Origin of the sequence: Haloarcula rubripromontorii, from assembly GCF_001280425.1 — an archaeon.
Taxonomy (GTDB): domain Archaea; phylum Halobacteriota; class Halobacteria; order Halobacteriales; family Haloarculaceae; genus Haloarcula; species Haloarcula rubripromontorii.
Genome location: NZ_LIUF01000002.1, coordinates 148272 through 168048 on the forward strand (window position 1 = coordinate 148272; position 19777 = coordinate 168048).

The 19777-nt window shown below is 62.4% G+C and carries 22 protein-coding genes; 11 read left to right on the forward strand and 11 right to left on the reverse strand.

Annotated elements, in window-relative coordinates; all coding sequences use genetic code 11:
* The first annotated feature begins 72 nt into the window (after positions 1 to 72).
* Both AMS69_RS06000 and AMS69_RS06005 read left to right on the forward strand, forming a co-directional pair.
* Complete coding sequence (locus AMS69_RS06000) at positions 73 to 1164, forward strand: DHH family phosphoesterase (protein ID WP_053967176.1); 1092 nt, start codon at positions 73 to 75, stop codon at positions 1162 to 1164.
* A 284-nt stretch (positions 1165 to 1448) separates the two neighbouring features.
* Positions 1449 to 1886 carry a hypothetical protein gene (locus AMS69_RS06005; RefSeq protein WP_053967177.1) on the forward strand — a complete coding sequence of 146 codons (438 nt, stop codon included), beginning with the start codon at positions 1449 to 1451 and terminating at the stop codon, positions 1884 to 1886.
* Here the strand turns inward: AMS69_RS06005 and AMS69_RS06010 are convergent, their stop codons facing one another.
* A complete protein-coding gene (locus AMS69_RS06010) occupies positions 1887 to 2318 on the reverse strand; it encodes a DUF5807 family protein (RefSeq protein ID WP_053967178.1) in 432 nt (143 codons plus the stop codon). It lies immediately after the preceding gene.
* A 104-nt stretch (positions 2319 to 2422) separates the two neighbouring features.
* Here AMS69_RS06010 and AMS69_RS06015 point away from each other — a divergent pair, with 104 nt between their 5' ends.
* Entirely contained in the window at positions 2423 to 2848 is a 426-nt protein-coding gene (locus AMS69_RS06015; protein WP_053967179.1) for a dCTP deaminase, read from the forward strand.
* A 26-nt stretch (positions 2849 to 2874) separates the two neighbouring features.
* Here AMS69_RS06015 and AMS69_RS06020 read toward each other — a convergent pair whose 3' ends face one another.
* From AMS69_RS06020 to cheB, 10 genes are all read right to left on the reverse strand, one after another.
* Positions 2875 to 4770: a hypothetical protein gene (locus tag AMS69_RS06020; protein WP_053967180.1), complete on the reverse strand. Its 1896-nt coding sequence runs from the start codon at positions 4768 to 4770 to the stop codon at positions 2875 to 2877.
* The gene (locus tag AMS69_RS06025; protein WP_053967181.1) at positions 4767 to 5249 is read right to left on the reverse strand and encodes a hypothetical protein; all 483 of its coding nucleotides are present in this window, start codon (positions 5247 to 5249) and stop codon (positions 4767 to 4769) included. The genes AMS69_RS06020 and AMS69_RS06025 overlap by 4 nt, the downstream gene beginning before the upstream one ends.
* A gap of 83 nt (positions 5250 to 5332) precedes the next feature.
* Positions 5333 to 6211, reverse strand: coding sequence for a CheF family chemotaxis protein (locus AMS69_RS06030; RefSeq protein ID WP_053967182.1), 879 nt, complete (start codon positions 6209 to 6211; stop codon positions 5333 to 5335).
* 100 nt (positions 6212 to 6311) lie between these two features.
* A complete protein-coding gene (locus AMS69_RS06035) occupies positions 6312 to 6740 on the reverse strand; it encodes a DUF7112 family protein (protein WP_053967183.1) in 429 nt (142 codons plus the stop codon).
* 5 nt (positions 6741 to 6745) lie between these two features.
* On the reverse strand, positions 6746 to 7132 hold the full coding sequence (locus tag AMS69_RS06040) for a 30S ribosomal protein S6e (protein WP_053967184.1): 387 nt from the start codon (positions 7130 to 7132) through the stop codon (positions 6746 to 6748).
* Positions 7133 to 7198: 66 nt separating this feature from the next.
* A complete protein-coding gene (locus tag AMS69_RS06045) occupies positions 7199 to 8062 on the reverse strand; it encodes a CheF family chemotaxis protein (RefSeq protein ID WP_053967185.1) in 864 nt (287 codons plus the stop codon).
* A 59-nt stretch (positions 8063 to 8121) separates the two neighbouring features.
* Entirely contained in the window at positions 8122 to 9354 is a 1233-nt protein-coding gene (locus AMS69_RS06050; protein WP_053967186.1) for a HEAT repeat domain-containing protein, read from the reverse strand.
* A gap of 6 nt (positions 9355 to 9360) precedes the next feature.
* Positions 9361 to 10170, reverse strand: a complete 810-nt coding sequence (locus AMS69_RS06055; RefSeq protein WP_053967187.1) for a CheR family methyltransferase — start codon at positions 10168 to 10170, stop codon at positions 9361 to 9363.
* Positions 10167 to 12146, reverse strand: a complete 1980-nt coding sequence (gene cheA, locus AMS69_RS06060) for a chemotaxis protein CheA (RefSeq protein ID WP_053967188.1) — start codon at positions 12144 to 12146, stop codon at positions 10167 to 10169. Before cheA ends, AMS69_RS06055 begins: the two co-directional genes overlap by 4 nt.
* A 2-nt stretch (positions 12147 to 12148) precedes the next feature.
* Positions 12149 to 13258: a chemotaxis-specific protein-glutamate methyltransferase CheB gene (gene cheB, locus AMS69_RS06065; protein WP_053967189.1), complete on the reverse strand. Its 1110-nt coding sequence runs from the start codon at positions 13256 to 13258 to the stop codon at positions 12149 to 12151.
* 170 nt (positions 13259 to 13428) lie between these two features.
* On the opposite strand from cheB, the gene AMS69_RS06070 reads away from it, so the two are divergent.
* The 8 genes from AMS69_RS06070 (at position 13429) to AMS69_RS06105 (ending at position 19761) form a co-directional block, all read left to right on the forward strand.
* On the forward strand, positions 13429 to 13863 hold the full coding sequence (locus AMS69_RS06070; RefSeq protein WP_004515274.1) for a chemotaxis protein CheW: 435 nt from the start codon (positions 13429 to 13431) through the stop codon (positions 13861 to 13863).
* 88 nt (positions 13864 to 13951) lie between these two features.
* Positions 13952 to 14677 carry an RAD55 family ATPase gene (locus AMS69_RS06075; protein ID WP_053967190.1) on the forward strand — a complete coding sequence of 242 codons (726 nt, stop codon included), beginning with the start codon at positions 13952 to 13954 and terminating at the stop codon, positions 14675 to 14677.
* Between the two features lie 156 nt (positions 14678 to 14833).
* Positions 14834 to 15169, forward strand: coding sequence for an ArsR/SmtB family transcription factor (locus tag AMS69_RS06080; protein ID WP_004515272.1), 336 nt, complete (start codon positions 14834 to 14836; stop codon positions 15167 to 15169).
* An 83-nt stretch (positions 15170 to 15252) separates the two neighbouring features.
* Positions 15253 to 15528 carry a DUF7521 family protein gene (locus AMS69_RS06085; RefSeq protein ID WP_004590763.1) on the forward strand — a complete coding sequence of 92 codons (276 nt, stop codon included), beginning with the start codon at positions 15253 to 15255 and terminating at the stop codon, positions 15526 to 15528.
* Positions 15529 to 15887: 359 nt separating this feature from the next.
* Positions 15888 to 16493, forward strand: a complete 606-nt coding sequence (locus AMS69_RS06090) for an archaellin/type IV pilin N-terminal domain-containing protein (RefSeq protein ID WP_053967191.1) — start codon at positions 15888 to 15890, stop codon at positions 16491 to 16493.
* Between the two features lie 90 nt (positions 16494 to 16583).
* A complete protein-coding gene (locus AMS69_RS06095) occupies positions 16584 to 17159 on the forward strand; it encodes a DUF7500 family protein (RefSeq protein WP_053967192.1) in 576 nt (191 codons plus the stop codon).
* A 128-nt stretch (positions 17160 to 17287) separates the two neighbouring features.
* Positions 17288 to 17770 carry a hypothetical protein gene (locus AMS69_RS06100; RefSeq protein ID WP_053967193.1) on the forward strand — a complete coding sequence of 161 codons (483 nt, stop codon included), beginning with the start codon at positions 17288 to 17290 and terminating at the stop codon, positions 17768 to 17770.
* Positions 17767 to 19761 carry a hypothetical protein gene (locus AMS69_RS06105; protein ID WP_053967194.1) on the forward strand — a complete coding sequence of 665 codons (1995 nt, stop codon included), beginning with the start codon at positions 17767 to 17769 and terminating at the stop codon, positions 19759 to 19761. Before AMS69_RS06100 ends, AMS69_RS06105 begins: the two co-directional genes overlap by 4 nt.
* Positions 19762 to 19777 lie beyond the last annotated feature (16 nt).

Here is a 19777-nt window from a genome sequence, read left to right on the forward strand (position 1 = left end):
CACACCGCCGTGGCAGCGTCCTGTCACGGTCGAACCCGACGGCTTCTTGACGCCACGTCCGCTTGCTGGGGCATGGACGATTGGCTCATCGACGACGACCGCCTCTCTATCGGCCGCAAATCCGTACTCCCCGGTGAGGGGTTCTTTATTCCGGACTCCTACGAGGAAGAGCAAGCCGAAGCCGAAGCCGCCGAGACCCTGGACGACGCCGGCGTCGTCGTCATCGCAGACCCCGACGCCGACGGCCTGGCCTGTACCGCGCTGATTCGCCAGGCCCACGGCGAGGGCGCGCTGTTGCCCGCCGGCCCGCACGAACTTACGGAGGCACTCGAATGGACCGCTGAGTACGCCGATCCCGGTGTGACCGTCTTCATCTGTGACCTCTGTCCCGACCGCGAGTCCGACATCGCTCCTCTCGGCTCGCTGGTCGACACCGCCGAGCGGGTCGTCTGGTTCGACCACCACCAGTGGCCTGACGACCTCGCAGACGACGTGGACGCAGCGGGTGTCGAACGCACTGTCGGCGACTCCGACGAGGTGTGTACCGCCGACGTGGCGCTGTCGGAACTCGACTACGACTTCGACGAGCAGTGGGCCGACCTTGCCGCCGTCACCCGCGACCACGACCTCTGGATACGCGACGACCCCCGCAGCGACGACCTCGCGGACCTGTCCTACTGGAGCGAACCCGAGGAGTACATCGAGGCGGTCCGCGACCACGGCCCCGACCTCTCCCCGGAGTTCCACGAGTTCCTCGACGAGAAGCGCGTCGAGAAGGAAGCGCTCATCGAGAAGGCCGTCGACCGGGCCGAACTCCGCGACGTGGGCGAGTGGACGGTCGGCGTCACCTACGGCCGCTGCTCGCAAAACGAGGTCGCCGAGGCCCTGCGCGAGCAGGGTGCGGACGCCGCCGTCATCGTCAAGCCGGCCGGCTCCGCCTCGATTCGCGGGACGGACAGCTTCGAGCGCGCCCACGAGGTCGCCCAGCAGGTCAACGGCGGCGGCCACCCGAAAGCCGCGGGCTGCAAGCCCGACATCTACGACGACATGATGGATTACGCGCACCACTGGACGACGCAGGGTGCGGTGGCGAAGCAGGCTATCGTGGATGCGTTTCGGCGGCTGCCCGAGGAAGAGGAGGAAGGAACGGACACCGAGCAGTAGCTTTTCTGTGGGCTATCCCTATCGCGCTCGAACCGTGTGAGAGCGCGGCTTTTTCGCCCACGTTTTTCTCCGAGTGAGTCGCGACCGGCGTGAGCGACTCCGAGGATAAAAAGGTGGACTCGGACGACGCAGGGTGCGGTGGCGAAGCAGGCTATCGTGGACGCGTTTCGGCGGCTGCCCGAGGAAGAGGAGGGAGGCGTCGATACCGACCGATAGGCGGATTGTGGCGGTGTCTCACCGCCCGACCCAACGTTGATTTGTCCCTCCGCCGTCACTGCCGGGTGATGCCCGAGTCCCTCCACACGCGAATCGCGCGCGAGACAGCCCTGAGAACGCACCTCGGAAGCGCCGTCGCCGTCGGCGCGACGCTACTGGTTCTCGATGGCTCGATACGGTACGCCGCGGTCGCGGCGACGCTCGCCTTGTGCGTCTGGCTCGCTGCCGACGCCGCGCAGGTCGCTGTCGGTGACTACGCCGACCACGTGGTGTTCGGACTGCTCGTCTTCGGCTTCGTGGCGTACACAGTCGCGGCCGCCGGCCCGACGTGGGTCGTCGTCCCCGGGGCGCTTCTCGGCGGCTGGTTCCTCCTCGACGGTATCCAGCATCTCCGCCACGGCGTCACCCGTGACGAGGTCGGCGTTCCCTACTCCCACGACGGCGGTCCCGTAACGGGCCTGCCGAAGGCACTGCTCATCCGACTGGCCGAACCCGTCTTGCTGTAACTACTCCCCGACGACCCACTTGTCGCTGTACCGTTCCCCGCAGGCACACACCGCGTAGGCGTGGACCACGTCGCCCTCGGCGTAGAGGCCGCCCACGTCCTCGTTCTGCTCCTCGGCGAAGGCAAAAATAAAGCGGGTCGTGTGGTCGCTCTCCGGTTCCTCTTCGGCGACCGGACAGACCGCGCCGGTCAGGTCGTCGCCAATATCGCCCTCGGTTCCCATCGCCTCCTGGGCCAGCCCCATCGGGTCGATACCGGTCGCTGACTGGAACGCGCTCCGGCCGTCGTCGCCCGGCAACACGAGGGCGTGCCCGTCCTCGACTTCGTCGGCGTACTCGGCCAGCGCACCCGGGTTCGAGACGGCGTCCTCGTGGAGGAAGAACAGCACGTCTTCGGGCCGCTCGCCAGCCAGAAACTCCGTGTGTTTGGTCATGCAGAGAGGGAGTCACTCGCCGGGCAAAAGTGCCGCGTTCCTCCCGCAGGTCTTTGTCCCGTCGTAGCCTCACTTTTAGGCACACTCACGGCATACAGACGCACATGACCGACTTCGCCGAGTACGTCACGGACATCGTCCACGAACCGACCCAGACCGACAGCCCGGGGTTGGACCTCACCGTCGCCGGGGTGTACGAAGTCGTCGAGCCGGGGCGCATCGACTTCGGCGGCGGCGAACTCGACCCGGCCGGCGTCACACCCCATTCGAGCGAGAAACGAGACCCGGCTGACGACTACGAGTGGTGGACGCTACGGGGTGGCCAGTACCTCGTTGAGTACAACGAGTCGCTGACCGGCGCGGCGACGGTGACGCTCCAGCCCCGGACGGAACTGCTCGAACGCGGAGCGACCCATCCGACGCTGCACGTTGATACGCTCCCGCGCGTGCCGCTGTCGGTCGGCGGCGCGGGGCTGAAGCTCAAGGAAAACGCCCGTGTCAGCACGATTGTGGCGGCAGACAAGGAGTGACGCATCCGGTCCCACCGTCCCCGCCGCTACCAGTACGACGGCGTGCTTCCGTACAGCCGCATGAAGTGAAGCCGTTCGCTCACGGCCCGCGAGAGCGGGAGGAGAAAGTCGCCGGTGTTGGGGAACAGCGTGACACCGGAGACGAGGAGATAGCCTGCTGTCAGCCCAGCGGCGACACCGAGAACGGCCGCTCCGGTTGCCTCGAACCCGCCGACGGCTGTGTCGAGGAGTACCCAGCACCCGACGCCGGCAGCGACCGTCAGCGCGGCGAGCGCGTACAGCTGGACGGCCTCGCCGAGGACTAGGTCACCGACCGCGATTACGCCGAGATAGAGCGGGACGCCGGTCAGGACCGCGGTACCGAAGCCGACTGCGGCCGACCGCCCGGCGGTTTCGAGGGCGCGCCGAACCGCCGGTAGCCGTATCACCCAGTAGACGCCGACCGCGTAGAGTGGGTGGAGATACCGCATCGTGAGCATGTGATGTAGCGGGAGTGTCGTGAGCGCCAGCCCGAGCAACAACAGGACGTACACCGCGGTGAACGCATCGACGACAGTAACGGGGGCCGTCTGTCCGGCGAGGCGTGGCCGCCGGAGACTGACCCCGCGAGCGAGTCGGCGGGCGGCGAGCAGTGGATAGACCACGACGGCACCGAGCAGCGGCATCGATTCGAGGACACTGAGATTTACCGCGGCGTCCTGTCTCGGCAACAGACTGTCGATGTACCCGTGTCGAAGGAATATCCGACTCATCCGCTCAGGGTCAAGTAGGACGGCGTAGGACGCGCCGAACTGGCCGAGAATTCGCGACAACACGCTGCCGCCGGAAGCGAACTGCCCGCCGGTGGCGTCGCTCCCGCTTGTCCCGCCTGCTCCGCCGTCGCCGCTGAGCACGTCACCGCTGTACTCCGGCAGTAGCCGGGGCGGTTGCAGCGGCTGGCCGGAGATGGCCAGGTTCGTCAGGAAAAACGGGACCAGCGAGACAGACAAGGTGAGTCCGACCACCAGCAGCTCCCGGAGGTCGTTGGACCGGGCGGTCGGCAGGTCGACGGCCGCGATGGCCACCAGCAAGAAGAACCCCTCAGGGGCGTGAACCCACGTCACGGGCCCGACCCAAGCGTAGGTGAGCGCCCTGAAGCGTCTGGCGACGGTCGCGGAATCAGCCTCCCGGCTTCGGTAGAGAGTGTAGAGCACACAGACGACGAACAGCGCGGTGACGCTGTGGCGCTTCGGCAGGCTCGCCCAGAACCCTATCGGCGTCGCGAATGCGGCCGTCAGCCCGGCAACCACGCCCAGCCGGTCGGTGTACAGACGACTGACCAGCCGATAGAGGACGACGGCGGTGAACGCCGCTGCCAGCGCAGTCGTAAACTGAAGCGCCAGTAGCGGGTACCAGTACGGCGACAGCGGCGTCGCAACGAGTAGATTACCGACGAAGGCGGCGGCTCCGACGGCAGCTCCGACTAGGATACACAACCGGCGTCGGTCGAGCCAGACGCCGACACCGGCCGCCACTCCAATGACAGCGAACGACCAGAGACCAACCACCAAGACCCGGACATCCGCAACCAGCGAGACGGCTTCGAGCGCGAGCAGCCAGACGGCGGAGACAACTACGATGCCGTAGTTCCGGCCGTACACGCGGCCGTCGACGAGGTACGTTCCCGGCGAGGCCCCGGACGCGGGGCCGTACACCGCCCGGTCGATGAACAGGTGTCCGTCGACGACGCCGACGAGCGTATTCGCGAAGGTGAACTGGTCGTTTGAGAAGAACCCGAACCGCCAGTAGAGCCCGAACCACGCGAGCGCGGCGAGACAGAGTGTTGCCCCGATGTAGTTCCCGAACGCCACACGGAGCACTGCGACCCCGAGGGTGTCGGTATCGACGCCGGTGTCAGGCGTGAACCGCTCGCGGACGCTCATTGCCGGACCTCGATCGTTATTTGCGTCACTGTGATCTGTCGCTCTCTGTCGCCTTCCCGGATCCATATCGTCAGCACTGCGTCGTAGCTACCCCGGTTGATCCGTTGTGGACTGATGCCGATGGGCTTCGGCCGGAGTCGCATCCGCGTCCCTTCGGTCCCGGCCAGCTCGTACCGGCTCGTCGCGGTGATCCACAGCGACGGGATATCGATCGTGTACCTGACAGCTGGGTTCCCAGTGACACGATCTACGGTCATCACTGCTGGCGGTGCGTCCAGATGGTACCGGCCGGACCCGAACCGCCCTTGGTTGAGGGTAACCTGTTCTGTTGGCACAGAATCGACGGTCACGGCGGTGCTTCCGTCACCCACCGACGGTCCCGCCTGGGTGATGTCCACGGCGCCAACGAGCGGTCCCGACGCGACGGCGAGAATAGAGACGAAGAGCGCGAACGTGGCTGGCACCACCCACTCAGTCATAGTGTACCCGACATTGACTACCGTCGTATTTCACTCTACGGTAGCGATTATCGCTTTGGATAATGCGGCTCGGAGACAAGCAGTCAGGCGTTCACGTCTTCGAGGTGGCGGCTGGCGACGATCTTGCCCGTCGGCGTAAGCGTCGGGCCGTCAGCGCCGTCCTGTACGAGTCCATCGGCAGAGAGGTCCTGAAGAATCATCGACACCTGTGAGGAGTCCTTGCCGAGAATACTCGCCAGCGGCATCCCGTCCATATCGCCGGTCGAGTACATGGCGACCAGCACCTCCTTCTTGTCCTTCGTGAGCTCGACGTCTTTGAGCTCCTCCATGAGTTCGGCGTATTCGCGGCGGAGATAGCGCCCGAGGATGGACATCTTACGGTTCGACGCCATCGCGGCCAGCGTCGTCATGGCCGTGCCGTCTTTCATATGCCGGACTGTCAGTACCGGCCGGCTCTTGCCGTTAATCTCCCGCGTGTTCCGGTCGAAGTCCGACACCGTCTTGAGGTCGACGGCGAACGACCCGTCGTTGCGCCGGAACTCGACGTTACCGGGCGTGAGAAACAGTTTCGCCGACTTGAACGCCTCGTCGGTGACGCGACCACCGACGCGGGCGCGCTCTTTGACCGTCGTTTCGGTACCGTTGATAACGGCCTTGAACAGTACCGTCCCGAACTTCTCGATTTTTTCGTCGCCGGCTTCGATAGCTGCGACGAGTCGCTTTCCCTTTCGCTCGAAGGCAATCGTAACCGTCGAGTCGAAGAAATCGCCCAGGTCGGGCGGGACCTGCCCGATGGCGATGTCGAAGATAGAATCCAGTGGAATCGTCAGCTTGTCGTCCTCGCTCGCGGCCAGTACCAGCCGCTTCTGGGAGAGGACGATCCGACCCTTGATTGGGTCGCCCCGACCGGCCACTTCGGAGTTGAATTTACCGACGAAATCCGCGATCACTGATTCCGACATTCGTCCGTTACCTGATGTACATCAGCACTGATATTGAGCGTTTCGCGCGAGTATCAGCAGCAAAAATCGGATCTATTCGGGAAAACAGGGGCTACTGGCGTCAATTATCGAGAGTTCGAGCGATATCTGACAGCGAGGAGTCCGGTCCGCCCGTCGCTGTATAGACGACGCGCTTGCCCGGTGTCCGGAGGCCGTATTCGGTTCCGTCGGTGACCACGTCGAGGTGCGCCGAGCCGCCGAGCGAGATCTCGCTGTCGGCAACCCACTCCGCGAGGCGGTTCGTCCCGTCCCGTTCGCGGGCCAGTCGCCGATTGTCGGCAACGTGTGAGATCACCGGCTCGCCGTCGAGGCTCGTCTCGACGACAGCGTGGTATCGGTCGCCGTCCAGTGCAAGACGGACGGTGTCGCCGTCGTCGAAATCGAGCTCGTCCGGGAGTGTAACCCGCGGTCGGTCGGTCCGGCCCACCGACTCGACAGGAACGCGATGCGTCTCGACGGCGTCGTGGTCACTGGGAACGCGGTCCGGCACGTGACTTACTCGTCGTCGCCGAGAAGGTCGGCCACGTCGTCGCTGCCGCGGGCCGTGATCTTCGCGTTGATCTGGCGCGTGTCGTCGCTGACCTCGCGGCCGCGGACGGTGATCCGCTTGCGCTCGCCGTCGGTGGTCGGCTCGAAGCCGACGCCGCCATCGGACATGATCTCTTTCGTCATGACGCCGCGAACGTCAGGTCGCATCGGTCGGCCGGAGGTGTCCGAGCCGCCGGTCAGTTCAAGTGTGTACCCGTCGAGGCCGACAGCGCCGCCGTCGACCTCGTCGCCGAGCTCGCGGCCGATGAAGCGGTTTGCGTCCTGTCCGTCAACGTCGATCTGGTAGGTGTGGCCGTCCTCCGGGTCGGAGACGGCGACCGTGAATTCTGCCATACCTGTTCTCAATCAACCGCGCTTCAAAAACGCGTCGAACCGTCCGTCCCGGCCACACGGTCTCGGTTACTGGTCAGCCATCGCATCGCTCGCAATCGAACGGCCCCGGGCCTCCAGCTGTACCTCCCGGCGTGTCCGGACCGGCTCGAGGATATCAGCCTGCATCAGCCTGTCGTACACGTCTTCGACTTCCTCGATCTCCATGTCGACGAAGTCCGGGATCTTGAACGGTGAGATACCGGAGTACAGCGCCATCAGCACTTGCGTCTCTTTGTCGGAGAGGTCCACGTCGTCGGCGATATTGCGCTGCTCGCCCTGCCGGACAAGTCCCTCGATGAGCGAGACGTGTCGGGGCGTCCCCGAGATGTGGGTCTCGACGCTGGTGCCCTCGATGGTGTGTTCGACCTCCAGCAACGGTCGCTCGTCGCCCCGAATCGTCTTCTCCTTGGCCTCAACGGTCCCCACGTCGTCGATGTCCAGTTCGACGAACGTGCCGCTGGCGATGGCCAGATTGATGCAGTCGCCGTCGAGCTTGAGCCGCCCCTTCTCCCAGCCGCCATCCTGAACAACGCCACCCTTGACTGCGGGGTGGTTGACGAGGACGACGGTCTGGTCGAGCAGCGTACTGTACAGTTTCTCCTGGAACTCCTCGGCCTTCTTCGCCGAGATGAGTGTCACGTTCCGGCCGGCCTGCACCTTGATGTAGCTGTCGACCTGTGCGAGTGGCTGGTTCATCTGGCTGGCCGTGACGCTGCTGACCTTCGACAGCGGGATGGTCCGCTTGCCGTCGTTGGTCGCGAGGACGAGCCGCTTGTTCGAGAGGAGAATCCGGCCGGGTAGCCACTCGATGTCGTTTCGCTTCCGCCCGTCCGAGACGACCTGGACGAACTTCCCCTTCGTATCGACCAGTGCGTGTTCTCCGTCGCTCATCGGTTAGCCAGCTATCGCTCTGATGTACGCCCCGGCCCGTCTTAATCCACTCGGCTGACTCATCCGCGGCCACCGAGCTTCGAGATGGCCGAGAAGGCCTTCTTCCGGACTACGTCGTGTTCAGTTTCGTCGATGAGTTTATCGAGCGTTTTCCGGGAGCGCTCGCCTCCGACTTTTCCGAGTGTGAAGATGGCCTGTCCACGGACCTCGGGGTCGACATCGTCGTCCTGCACGATTTTGAGCAGCCGCCGCTCCACCATGTTGTCGTCGCCGCCGAGTTCGGCGAGGCTCGTGGCGGCGAACTGCCGGAGCATCTGGTCGTCGTCGCTGAGCGAATCGACGAGCGACTCGATGACCCGGTCCCGCTCCTCCTGACTGGTGACTCGACCGAGCATCCATGCGGTGTTGCGACGCTGGGCTGCCTGCGTGCTCTCTTCGAGAATCTCGACCAGCGGGACGACGACGCTCCGGTCGTCCGTGTTCGAGAGCTTCTCGACGACGGTATCCCGTATCTCGTGGCTCTGTTCGGTCGGAACGTTCGACAGCAGTTCGATGAGCGAGTAGACGGCCGTCCGCCGGACGGCGGCCGAGTCGTCCGAGAGGGCTTCGATGAGATAGTCGACCGGTCGGTCGTTGCCGAAGTTCCCGAACGCGCCGACGGCGATGCGCCGGACCCGCTCGTCGTCGTCCTCGTACAGCGGCAACAGCGCCTGGAGCGCCTGTCGATTCCCGATGTTGCCCAGCGCGTCGGCAGCCTCGCGCCTGACGCCGGCCTTCGGGTCCGACAGGACCGACTCAAGCGGTGTCGTCGCCCGCGAGTCGCCGATCTTTCCGGCTGACCGGGCCGCTCGTGCCCGTACTCTCGGGTCAGGGTCCTCGAAGCGCTCGGCGAGCTTCGGGACCGCGTCGGCCTGGTCGAGGTTGCCGAGGCCGTTCGCTGCTGCCATCCGGAGTTCCGGTACGTCGGCGTCGAGGACCTGCATGTACGCCTTCGCCTTCACCCAGTCAGCGGCGTCGTCTTCGAGGTCGACGCCGGCCATACTCCCGATAAGCTGTGTGATTGCGTCGCCACCGAGTTCGTCAAGCGAGTCGATAGCCGCGCCGGTGATCGCGTCGCTGTCGCTCTGGGCCGCGTCCACGAGTGCGTTGACCACGTCGCGCCGGTCGTCGTGGGCGTCGAAGTTTCCCAGTAGCTCCGCGGCACGGGTCTTGACTCGCTCGTTGTCGCTCTCCCTGAGGAGGCGGATGAGTTCCTGTGCCTTGCCGTCTCGTTCCAGTTCGTAGAGGCTCATTGGTCGCTACACACGCCGGTAGATGCGGTGTCGCTTATCGACCGCTTCGAATGAATCCCGGCACTCCGCGGGCAGCGTTTCGGTCATGCCGATCATGAGGTAGCCGCCCTCGCGAAGCGACCCGCGGATCGTCTCGAAGATGGGGACCTTGAACTCCGAATCGATGTAGATGAGGAGGTTCCGGCAGAACACCAGATCGAAATCGCGCTTGGGGTCGCCCCGGATGAGGTCGTGTTGCTCGAACGTGACCATCTCTTTGACGCGGTCCCGAATCTGGAACGTGTTGCCGTCCTGCTCGATGTACTTCGTGAAATCGTCCAGTGGTTCCAGTTCATCAGCGATATCAGTTGTCTGGGAGGTCGTGTAGGTCCCGGTGCGGGCCTCTTCGAGGATGTCGGCGTTGATGTCTGTCGCTGTGATCTCGATCTTGCGGGCGTCGATGTCTGGATCGTCGAGTGCCAGCATCGCCGCCGAGTACGGCTCCCGGCCGTCGGCGCTCGGGGCCGACCAGAGTCTGACGCGACGGTTGTCGTCCGTAAGCTCTCGGAGGACCGGCCGCAGTCGCTCCCACGCGTCCGGGTTCCGGAAGAAGCCGGTGACGTTGATCGACAGCGAATCGAGCAGTTCCTCGCGCTCGCCGTCGTCGCGTTCCAGCAGTCGCTGGTAGGACTGGTAGTCCTCGGTGTCGGTCCGACGCATCCGCGCGGTGATGCGGCGGTCGAGATACGAGTCGTTGTAAAAGCCCGACTCGAAGTCCATCTCTTCGCCGATGAACTCAACGAGATCGTTGAAGGTCCGTTCGCTGCCTTTGTTCATAGCGTCACCACGTCGAGGATGTGGACGATGTTCCCGTCGCCGAGAACGGCCGTGCCCGAGAGGCCGGGCGTGCCCGAGAGGATGCCCTCAAGCGGCTTGACGACGACCTCTTCCTGACTGTTGACAGAGTCACAGTGAAGCGCGACCTGCCGCTCGGATTCGCGGATGCGGACGAGCATCCCGTCGCCGTTGGCCGTCTCGCCCTCGATGTCGAAGGTGTCGTCGAGGTGGATGACCGGGTAGATCTCGTCGTTGTGCTTGATGACCTCCTGTCCGTTGACCTGTTTCGCCTCCTCCGTCCCCGTAATCTCGTCGACGTTCTTGATGGGGACACCGTACTCCTCGTCGCCGACCTTGACGAACAGCACCTTGACGATAGCCATCGTCACCGGCAGGCGCAGTGAGACGGTCGTACCCTCGCCCGGTTCGGAGTCGACGCTGACTGACCCGTCGAGCTGGGAGACCGTGTCGTGGACGACGTCCATTCCGACGCCGCGTCCGCTGGTATCGGTCACTTCGTCGGCCGTCGAGAAACCGGGGTGGAACACGAGGTCATACACCGCGGAGTCGTCCATCGCGTCCAGTTCCTCTGGCGAGCGGACGCCTTTCTCGATGGCTTTCTCTCTGATGCCGTCCACGTCAAGTCCGGCCCCGTCGTCTTCGACTTCGATGATGACGTGGTCGCGCTCACGGGATGCCCGGAGCGTGATGTGGCCGGTCCGCGGTTTGCCCGCCTGTTCGCGCTCCTCGGGCGGTTCGATGCCGTGGTCGACGGCGTTGCGAAGGATGTGCATCAGCGGGTCCGAGATCTCGGTGAGGATGGTCCGGTCGAGTTCGATGTCCTCGCCCTCGATGTCGAACTCGATGTCCTTGTCGAGTTCGCGTGCGAGGTCCCGGACGAGCCGCGGGAACTTCCCGACGACTTTCTTCAACGGGATGAGCCGCATGTCCATCACCGTGTTCTGGAGGTTCGCCGTTATTTTGTCCAGTTCGTTCAGCGTCTCGCTGGTCGAGTCGAGGTTGTTCTGCTCGACACCGCGCCGGAGTTTGATCCGGCTTGTGACCAGTTGCTCGACGAGCCCGTGGAGGTCGTCGAGCTGGTCGACGTCGACCCGGACGGACTTGATTTCGTCGACGCTGTGTTCCTCTTCGGCCCCCGGGTCGGGGTCCGCGCTCGCGTCCGAACCGGTATCGCTGCTGGTGTCGGCGTCTCCCCCGCTTATCAGCTCGTCGGTCACGTCGGTCACGTCGAAGCTGTCGACCTTCCCGGTCGTCCCGAGTTCGGCGTCGACAGTCGCCGCGTCGGGGCCGTCGAGATACAGAACAAACGTGTCCTCGAATTCGCCGTCCTCGATATCGGCGCGGCTCGGACTTGAATCGAGAATGTCGAACCGCCCCTCGATGGATTCGACGGCCAGCATCGAATCGACGCCGAGCATATCCGAGTCTCCGACGCTGATTTCGGCCTGCAGGACCTGCTCGTCGACGGCATCGCCATCGACCTCGACATCGCTGACGCTCGCATCCGTGGTGAGCGACTCGTCGCTGTCCGACGAGTCGCCGTCGTCTCCCGTTTCCGTGCCGCCCGCGGCGGCGGCCCCCTCTTCGAGGACGGCGCGGAGTTCGTCGACCATCTCGTCGGTCTCCGTCTCCGATTCGCCGTGTTCTTCGATCTCCCCGACGATGACCTCTATCTGGTCGACGCCGGCGAAGACAAGGTCCATCAGGTCCGGCGTGACCTCCATCTCGCCCTGGCGCATCTCGTCGAGCAAATCTTCCATCGCGTGCGCGAGGTTCGCCGCGTTGTCAAAGCCCATCGCTCCGAAATTGCCCTTCAACGTGTGGGCTGTCCGGAAGATCGAATCCATCGCCTCCGTGTTGGAGGGGTCGGATTCGAGTTCGAGCAGTGAGTTGTTGAGTTCGGTAATCGCTTCTTCACTTTCACGGATGAATGCGTCTAGATACTGGTCGTCCATTGTCAGGTCACCTCAGTGGTAATCGTGTCGATAATGCCGTCCGCAATGTCGTCGATAGGCAAGACAGTGTCCACACAGCCCGTCTCGACGGCGCGCTTTGGCATGCCGTACACCGCGGACGTGGCTTCGTCCTGTGCGATAGTCTTGCCACCGGCCTGCTTGATCCGCCGAATCCCGTCCGCGCCGTCCTCGCCCATCCCGGTGAGGATGAGCCCGACGAGCGGGTCGTCGATCGTCTCTGCGGCCGTTCGCATCGTCACGTCGACGGCCGGACGGACGCTGTTGACCGGGTCGTCCTGTGTCAGCTTTGTCCGCAGTCGCCCGTTCCGGTAGTTCTTGACCTCCATGTGCTGGTCACCGGCGGCGACGAGGCCCTCACCGCCGCCGATGCGCGCCCCATCGGTGGCCTCCCGGACCTCGTAATCGCTTCGCGTGTTGATCCGCTCGGCGAACCGGCCGGTGAACCCCTCCGGCATATGTTGGATGATGAGCACCCGGAGGTCTGCCTCGATAGGGAGGGTCTGCATTACTTTTTCTACCATCTTCGGGCCGCCAGTCGAGGAGCCGATAACGAGCGTCGGGTTCGAAACGTAGGCCGTCTGACCTGACGAACCCCCGGTTTCTCTCCGGTCAGCGGCCGAACCGCCGGCTGTTGTCGCTGCTGGCCCGCTGTCGCTACTTGTCCCGCCGCGGCTGCGCGTCGCGCCAACGTCGACCGCCGCGACGGAGCTGACCATCTCGACCAGCTGGTCTTTCAGGCGTGACATCTCCATCGACACCTCACCACCCGGCTTGGTGAAGAAGTCGACCGCGCCCTTATCGAGCGCTTCGAACGTCACGTCGGCGTTTTCGTCGGTGTGGGCCGACAGCATCAACACCGGTGTCGGAGACTCCGCCATGATGCGCTCCGTGGCTTCGATGCCGTTCATTACCGGCATCTCGACGTCCATTGTCACGACGTCCGGCTTGTGTTCGATAACGGCTGACACAGCCTCCTCGCCGTCACGCGCCTGCGCGACAACGTCGATACCGCCATCACTGAGGATATCAGAGATGACACTCCGCATGAAGTGAGAGTCGTCTGCGACCACGGCGCGGACACCATCTGCCATATCACCAACGCTCCCGTCGGCTAGGAGACATCGGCGAACGAGACATCCTCATACCTACTTCGAAATCGCGTTCGGCCCCGAAATAAATACTCCGCCCACGTAATCAAAGTTGATAGCCCAGCAGGCACCTTTATGCGCCACTATCCGCGACAGTGTGGATAAGAACCGCAATGGCAGCACAGTCAGCCACCACCGGCCAGGTACTCGAGTTCCAGCTCGGCTCGGAAACGTACTGCGTGAGTATCGACTACGTGACTGAGATCGTCGACATCGGCGAACTCACGTCTGTCCCGAACGCCCCGCCACACGTCCGTGGTGTCATGGACCTTCGCGGGCGCACGACATCGATTGTTGACCCGAAGGTCGTCTTCGGCATCGAGGACGAGGGCGCGGAGAAGCGTATCATCGTTTTTGACCCGGAAATCGTCGAAGAGCAGGGCGCGGCCGGCTGGCTCGTCGACGAAGTGTATCAGGTAGTGCAGGTCACTCCGGAACAGGTCGACCGGTCCCCCGCGAACGACGCAGGCTCGATTCGCGGCGTCATCAAGCGAGATGACAGTTTTGTTATCTGGGTGGACCCCGCCATCGTCCACGCTGGTGACTGATTCCGGTTTGTTTAGCGACACACCAGCAAGACTTTTTAACATTCCCGACAGAGAAGTATCTAATCAACTTCCAGTTCCTTCCGAAACTATGATTGAGCAAACCAAAACGGGGATCGAGGGCCTCGACGACATTCTGAACGGCGGTATTGTGAAGAACTCGACAACACTGGTGAGCGGTAACCCCGGCGCCGGGAAATCGATCCTCTGTCTCCAGTACATCTACAACGGCATCGAAAAGTACGACGAAAAAGGTATCTACCTCTCTTTCGAGGAGGATGAGTCGGACCTCCGAGAGGCCGCCGAATCCCTCGGCTTCGAAAACTGGCAGGACCACGTCGACAACGGCGATATCAAGGTGTACGACAAGCAGGTTCTCTTGCGCGAGAACGACTTCACGTCCTCGCTGGATATTCTACTGGAAGAACTCGAAGACGGCGACTACGACCGGCTGGTGCTTGATTCGCTTGCCATGTTCGAACTGTTCTTCGAAAACGAGAAGGAAAAACGGACCTACCTCCTGAAATTCACCGACATTCTCAGTGACAGCGGCCTCACGACGCTGATGACCAACGAACAGGGGGCCGTTTTCCCGGACACCGAAATCGGGCTGGAGAACTATCTGACTGACGGCAACATCTATCTCATCCAGACGCCGACCGACACCGGCGTGAACAGATACGTCTGGGTCGCCAAGATGCGAAAGCAGAACATCGAGACCGACATCTATCCGATGGAGATCGACCGCGGCGGCATCGATGTCCACCAGAACGCCAGCGCCTTCTCGATGATGAGCGAGGAAGAATCACCAATTTAGGAATAGGAATAGGCCATTATTACTCCGTAGAACGACGGATACAGACACACAGAACGCTATTTTCGCACGAACGCCCCGCAGTGCGTGTTTCCCCTTCTTTCACTCGATATCACAGGCGATAGCTTTATTATCGACTGAATTTATGATTTGATAACGATGGATTCAGGGGAGATTCTTCAGACGCTTGGTAATAAATACAGTGCCGAAATCCTTGACGCGACGGACGAACCGGTCTCCGCACAGGAGCTCAGCGACGAACTCGGAATCCCCATCGCGACGTGTTACAGACGGATCGATGAACTGACCGAACACGATCTGCTTGAACTCCACGACAATATCCTCTCTGACGACCGCCGTCGTATCAAGGTGTACCGGCGCAATGTCGACGAGGTCAGGGTCGACTTCGACGACGAACTAACAGTCCACATCGAAGAACGGTCGGAAGTGACCAACAAACTCGACGAAGCGTGGCGGACCCTGTCAGAGCGATAAAGCGGCTCTAACCGTCGTTATCACGAAAGATATTTTCGAGCATGGATTTAATAACGGGTTCGCTGTAGCACTGTACAGTGCTGATGATAGAACTTCTCTATGCCATATCGACGCTGGTGTTCGTCGTCGCCGGACTGACAATGGTGGGGATGGCCATGCGGGCATACATCCAGACATCTCGGCAGGCGATGCTCCACCTCTCGGTGGGGTTTTCGCTCGCTATCGCGGGCGCGGCTGCGACGATGATTAGCGCGTTCATCAACGACTTCGAGGGGGTGCGGTCGCTACTGCTGGTCAACAGTGGGTTGACGACCTTCGGCTATCTGTTCGTGATGTACAGTCTCGTCACGTACGAGTGACTACGTGTTTCGGCTACACCAACTGACCGGCCAGCCTCCGACCGGGTCTCTCTGTCGACGATGGTCTCGATGTCCATATTCTATAACCCGAACCCCAACCAGCCCAGAAGTACCAGACCTCTCGACGATACACCAGACGACCATTTCCATCGCTGATACCAACTTACGGAAGCGATTAAATCTGATTCTTGGAGGTGCTGTGGCTCGGCCACCGTCTTCAGGCCAAATTATAGGTGTTCTCTATGCAAATCCCGCTAACAGCCCTTCAAAACGCCATTATCAGGTTGGATAATTTGGGGGGAGGTATTATTACTGGCGAAAAGAACGGTTGCATAGGGTCAGACAGACCCGGATCAACAATGCTAACGGAACTAACGAACGACGACGACCGCGGGCAGGTCGGTATCGGCACCCTGATCGTGTTCATCGCGATGGTGCTGGTGGCGGCAATCGCTGCGGGCGTCCTGATCAACACGGCTGGCTTCCTCCAGAGCAGCGCCGAGGAAACCGGCCAACAGAGCAGTGACCAAGTGACGAATCGGCTTGAGGTCGTGACCACGGTTGGGACCGTCGATGGCGGCGCGGTAGATACAGTTGAAGTGACGGTCAAACGAGCACCCGGTGCTGCGAATATAGACCTTGGAAGTACTATCGCACAGTGGGTCAGTTCGGACGGGTCTTACGACCTAACTCAGGGAGCTTCGGCTGACAGTTCGACATTTAGCGTGTCGGACGTACAAGATGACGACAACTCTATTTCTTCAAGTAACGTCCTCAACGACCCTGCAGACCGGGCGAAGCTGACGTTCTCTGCGAACGATATCATCGGTGACGGTACCGCTGGCACGGGTCTGTCAGAAGGCGCAACGGCAACTGTCCGACTGAACACCCAGTCTGGTGGAACCAGCACGGTTCGACTGGTCGTCCCGGAGACCCTGTCTGGTAATTCTGCAGTCACCCTCTAGATTCGGTCATCTATTCGGTTTGACGCAGTTCTCTTTTCATCCACCCTGACCAGCGACGGAGTTATACGATAGCCTCACACACTAGTAGCTATGGCTCGGCGGTCAGACGAACCGAATCCGGAAGAGGGCAAGGTACTTTCGCCCGAAGAGCTCGATATCGCCGACGACGAGCACGTCACTGAAATCGACGAAGGCCGCTACGTCGTCTCGTCGGATGTCCGCACTGACGACTCCTACGGGAACCAGGTCTCATCGGATTCGGCGTCTGAATCATCGCCGTCTCCTGCACCAGACCCGGAACCGTCGACGCCCAAATTCTCCGATGCGAACGTCCACGAGTGGCTTGCCGAACAGATGGCCGACTCAAACGCCAGATACGGCTTCGACGTGACCGCGAAGTTCGACGGCGACGTCGACCAGCAGCAGCTTGCTTCCAACGACATTGTCACCGTTTTCGAGAGCTTCATGCTCTGGTACGGCCGCCAGATGGACGGATCGACACCGGTCGAAGAAGTGCTAGGTATTCTGCTGTCGGAATCGAACGTTCCGGTTCGCTACCCGCCAGCGGTCATCAAGCAGCTCGTCCGGTCGACACAATTGACGCCGGACGATTCCATCGCTGATCTCCTGGAGGCCGTCGAAGATGCCGACGGCGCGGAACTCTGATACGGACCGCTTGTACGTCATTGCCACACGACGGCCTGCAATCGAGTAGCTGTTGCGGTCAACAGGACAGCAGTCTAACCAGCCGACGGGGGATTTAAATCTGGGCGCGGCAGTGTGTAGGGTAGATAATGGTCCCGCGTCAGCCACCGACGGTTGTTGCCCTGTTTGTTCTGGTAACGCTCGTCGTGACGGGACCGCTCGTCGGCGTCGACGCTGTCAGAACGCAGCCGACGACTATCGGTGACGGGACGGCGGCCATCAGTTCCGTCCAACTGCCAACATCGGAGATACGGATCACGGACGGCCGGTTCGGAACGGACGTTGCGTATCTCCGGGTACCCGATGCCAGCGTAACCGTTGCTTCTGTCACGGGCCGCCCGAGGCTGCTGTATCAGGTCGCGGTCCCTGCGCTCGACATCTCCCGCGAAGACGAGCAGGTCCTCTCGGAGGGCCAGTCTGGAACGCATCGACTCGCGCCAGGCGACAGAGCGGTACGACCGTCGACACTGGAGCGGGACGTGTACAGGGGAACCGTCCTGCTTCGGGTCCAGAGCTTCGAAACCGCTGAGACAATCGTCGCTGAAAACGTGACAGTGCAGGTGGACCGATGACCCGAGACGCCGAGTGGTTCAGCGGTCGCTGTCGACAGTTTGGAAAGGCTGTGTTCGGCGACCGCTACGGCTATGTCCTCTGGCTCGGTCTGCTCGTTACGTTTGGGCTCTACTGGCGCGTCGGCATTTTCATCACCGACACGTACACCACAGCCAACGCGCTCGTCGCTGTGTCGAACGGGCAGCTCCACATCACAGAGACGCCGTACACCTTGACACTCGGCGCACAACCGGGCCTGCACGAGTCCGGCAGCAAGCTGTACGGACGAAACTACGGGCAGATCCTGCTAGCTGTCCCGCTGGTCTGGGCCCTTCAGGCGTTGTCTACCTTCATTACACCCCGGCTATTGCTTCTTGGGCTCTGGTCGGGCACTGCACTCGCTTTCGTGTCTCACGTCAGCGTGCTCGGGCAGCGCCACACCAATACCGCGAGACGCACTGTTCTGTGGGTCGGTAGCAGTCTCGTCGCCGTCCTGTTTCTGGCCGGTGCGCTGACAGCGACAGCCCTCCCGGACACCGCGCTCCCGATAGCTGCGTTCCAGATTTCAACGATGCTTGCAGCGGCGACGACCAGTGTCGTTCTCTACCGCCTCGTCGGAATCTGGCATGACCGCTCAGTTGCCCTGGCGGCTGGTGCTGCAATCGGTGTCGCCTCGTCTGTCGGATTCTGGGCTTCGCTTCCGAAACGGCACGTCATAGTGGGACTGTTGCTACTGATGTCGGTGTACCTGTTCGCTCGGAGCCGGCTTGCGTATGCTGACGCCAGCTTTCGGGAGGCACTCGGCTTTCGCGCCGGTGCGTACGCCGCCGCTGGACTGGTAACTTGGATCCATGCCTTCGAGGGATTCTTCCTCGTGGTGACACTGGCCATCGTGGACCTTGTCACTGCGCGCCGAAATTCGCTCGTCCACCTCGCTGGTATCGGCCTCGCGCTCTTCCTTGGATCGGTCCCAATGCTCGTGACGAATTTCCTTATCTCCGGCAACCCGGTCAAACCGCCGCGGTTGCTCCCCGCCGTCGGGGGTGCGAACGTCGAGTTTACACCCGGCGGCGATGCCGGGACGGGTGGCGAGAGCGCCGCTGGCGGAACTGAGGGTGCTGGAGGGGATAGTGGCGCTGGCGAGACTGGTAGTGGGGATTCCACCGGGACAGGTGGTGAATCCGGAACGCCGATACTCACACCGGTTTTCGGCCTGTTCGAACGTGTTCTGGGACCTGCGGCACCTGCGATGGTGTTCGTCTCGGATGCGGTCAGTCATGGCCTTGACGTGTTAACTACGCCAAAGCGAATGTCCCAGATATTCCTGCGGAGCGGCTCCGCGCCACGGATCGACTACGCCCCCAATTCATACGAAGCGATCGAACTCACGATGCTCGAGGCCGTCCCGCTTTTCGGCGCGGTCGCGGCACTCCCTGTGGTCCTGGGCCGATCAGCTAATCAGCGCATGCGGCAATGGAGTGTCCGTCCGTCACAGTACTCGCCCCGAACACAGACCGATCTGCTCGTTACGGCTCTCGCGGCTGTGTTCACGCTCATCTATCTGAGCCGTCTGCCGCTGCACACACAACTCACTGTTCGATACCTGCTGCCGACGGTCTCGATCATTATGTACGGCGTCGTTCGGCTTCCCGCAGTTCACGAACCCGTCAGCGAGGCGGGGGGGTGGCTCGCCGGCGGGTACGCCGCGAGTACAATCGGTGGTCTCATCCTCGGACTCGGTGTCGTTGCCGGACTCGATCTGGCGCTTGGAGAGTCGGTACAGTTTCACGCACTCCTCAATCTCGGTGGGGCAGCAGTCTGTGGCGGGACTGTGCTGGGCCGCACACTCGTTCCTGATCGGGTCCCGTCCAGAGCGGTCGCACTGGGGCTGGCACTTCCGGCGGGACTGACGACAGCGTACCTCCTCCTGTCGGGGCTCGTGTACTTCCAGTATGGCTCCTTCGCGCTCGATTTCATCCGCGTTCTCACACGCCATCTCCCTGCGGTGTAACTTGGTTTCGGAGCCC

Coding starts and splice junctions, on each gene's coding strand:
- AMS69_RS06030 (WP_053967182.1), bottom strand. CDS start 6,211: ATGTCGGAATCAGTGATCGCGGATTTCGTCGGTAAATTCAACTCCGAA.
- AMS69_RS06025 (WP_053967181.1), bottom strand. CDS start 5,249: ATGACTGAGTGGGTGGTGCCAGCCACGTTCGCGCTCTTCGTCTCTATT.
- AMS69_RS06070 (WP_004515274.1), top strand. CDS start 13,429: ATGGCAGCACAGTCAGCCACCACCGGCCAGGTACTCGAGTTCCAGCTC.
- AMS69_RS06010 (WP_053967178.1), bottom strand. CDS start 2,318: ATGACCAAACACACGGAGTTTCTGGCTGGCGAGCGGCCCGAAGACGTG.
- AMS69_RS06015 (WP_053967179.1), top strand. CDS start 2,423: ATGACCGACTTCGCCGAGTACGTCACGGACATCGTCCACGAACCGACC.
- AMS69_RS06085 (WP_004590763.1), top strand. CDS start 15,253: ATGATAGAACTTCTCTATGCCATATCGACGCTGGTGTTCGTCGTCGCC.
- AMS69_RS06075 (WP_053967190.1), top strand. CDS start 13,952: ATGATTGAGCAAACCAAAACGGGGATCGAGGGCCTCGACGACATTCTG.
- AMS69_RS06100 (WP_053967193.1), top strand. CDS start 17,288: ATGGTCCCGCGTCAGCCACCGACGGTTGTTGCCCTGTTTGTTCTGGTA.
- AMS69_RS06040 (WP_053967184.1), bottom strand. CDS start 7,132: ATGGCAGAATTCACGGTCGCCGTCTCCGACCCGGAGGACGGCCACACC.
- AMS69_RS06005 (WP_053967177.1), top strand. CDS start 1,449: ATGCCCGAGTCCCTCCACACGCGAATCGCGCGCGAGACAGCCCTGAGA.
- AMS69_RS06050 (WP_053967186.1), bottom strand. CDS start 9,354: ATGAGCCTCTACGAACTGGAACGAGACGGCAAGGCACAGGAACTCATC.
- AMS69_RS06020 (WP_053967180.1), bottom strand. CDS start 4,770: ATGAGCGTCCGCGAGCGGTTCACGCCTGACACCGGCGTCGATACCGAC.
- AMS69_RS06095 (WP_053967192.1), top strand. CDS start 16,584: ATGGCTCGGCGGTCAGACGAACCGAATCCGGAAGAGGGCAAGGTACTT.
- AMS69_RS06045 (WP_053967185.1), bottom strand. CDS start 8,062: ATGAGCGACGGAGAACACGCACTGGTCGATACGAAGGGGAAGTTCGTC.
- AMS69_RS06090 (WP_053967191.1), top strand. CDS start 15,888: ATGCTAACGGAACTAACGAACGACGACGACCGCGGGCAGGTCGGTATC.
- AMS69_RS06000 (WP_053967176.1), top strand. CDS start 73: ATGGACGATTGGCTCATCGACGACGACCGCCTCTCTATCGGCCGCAAA.
- AMS69_RS06055 (WP_053967187.1), bottom strand. CDS start 10,170: ATGAACAAAGGCAGCGAACGGACCTTCAACGATCTCGTTGAGTTCATC.
- cheA (WP_053967188.1), bottom strand. CDS start 12,146: ATGGACGACCAGTATCTAGACGCATTCATCCGTGAAAGTGAAGAAGCG.
- AMS69_RS06080 (WP_004515272.1), top strand. CDS start 14,834: ATGGATTCAGGGGAGATTCTTCAGACGCTTGGTAATAAATACAGTGCC.
- cheB (WP_053967189.1), bottom strand. CDS start 13,258: ATGGCAGATGGTGTCCGCGCCGTGGTCGCAGACGACTCTCACTTCATG.
- AMS69_RS06105 (WP_053967194.1), top strand. CDS start 17,767: ATGACCCGAGACGCCGAGTGGTTCAGCGGTCGCTGTCGACAGTTTGGA.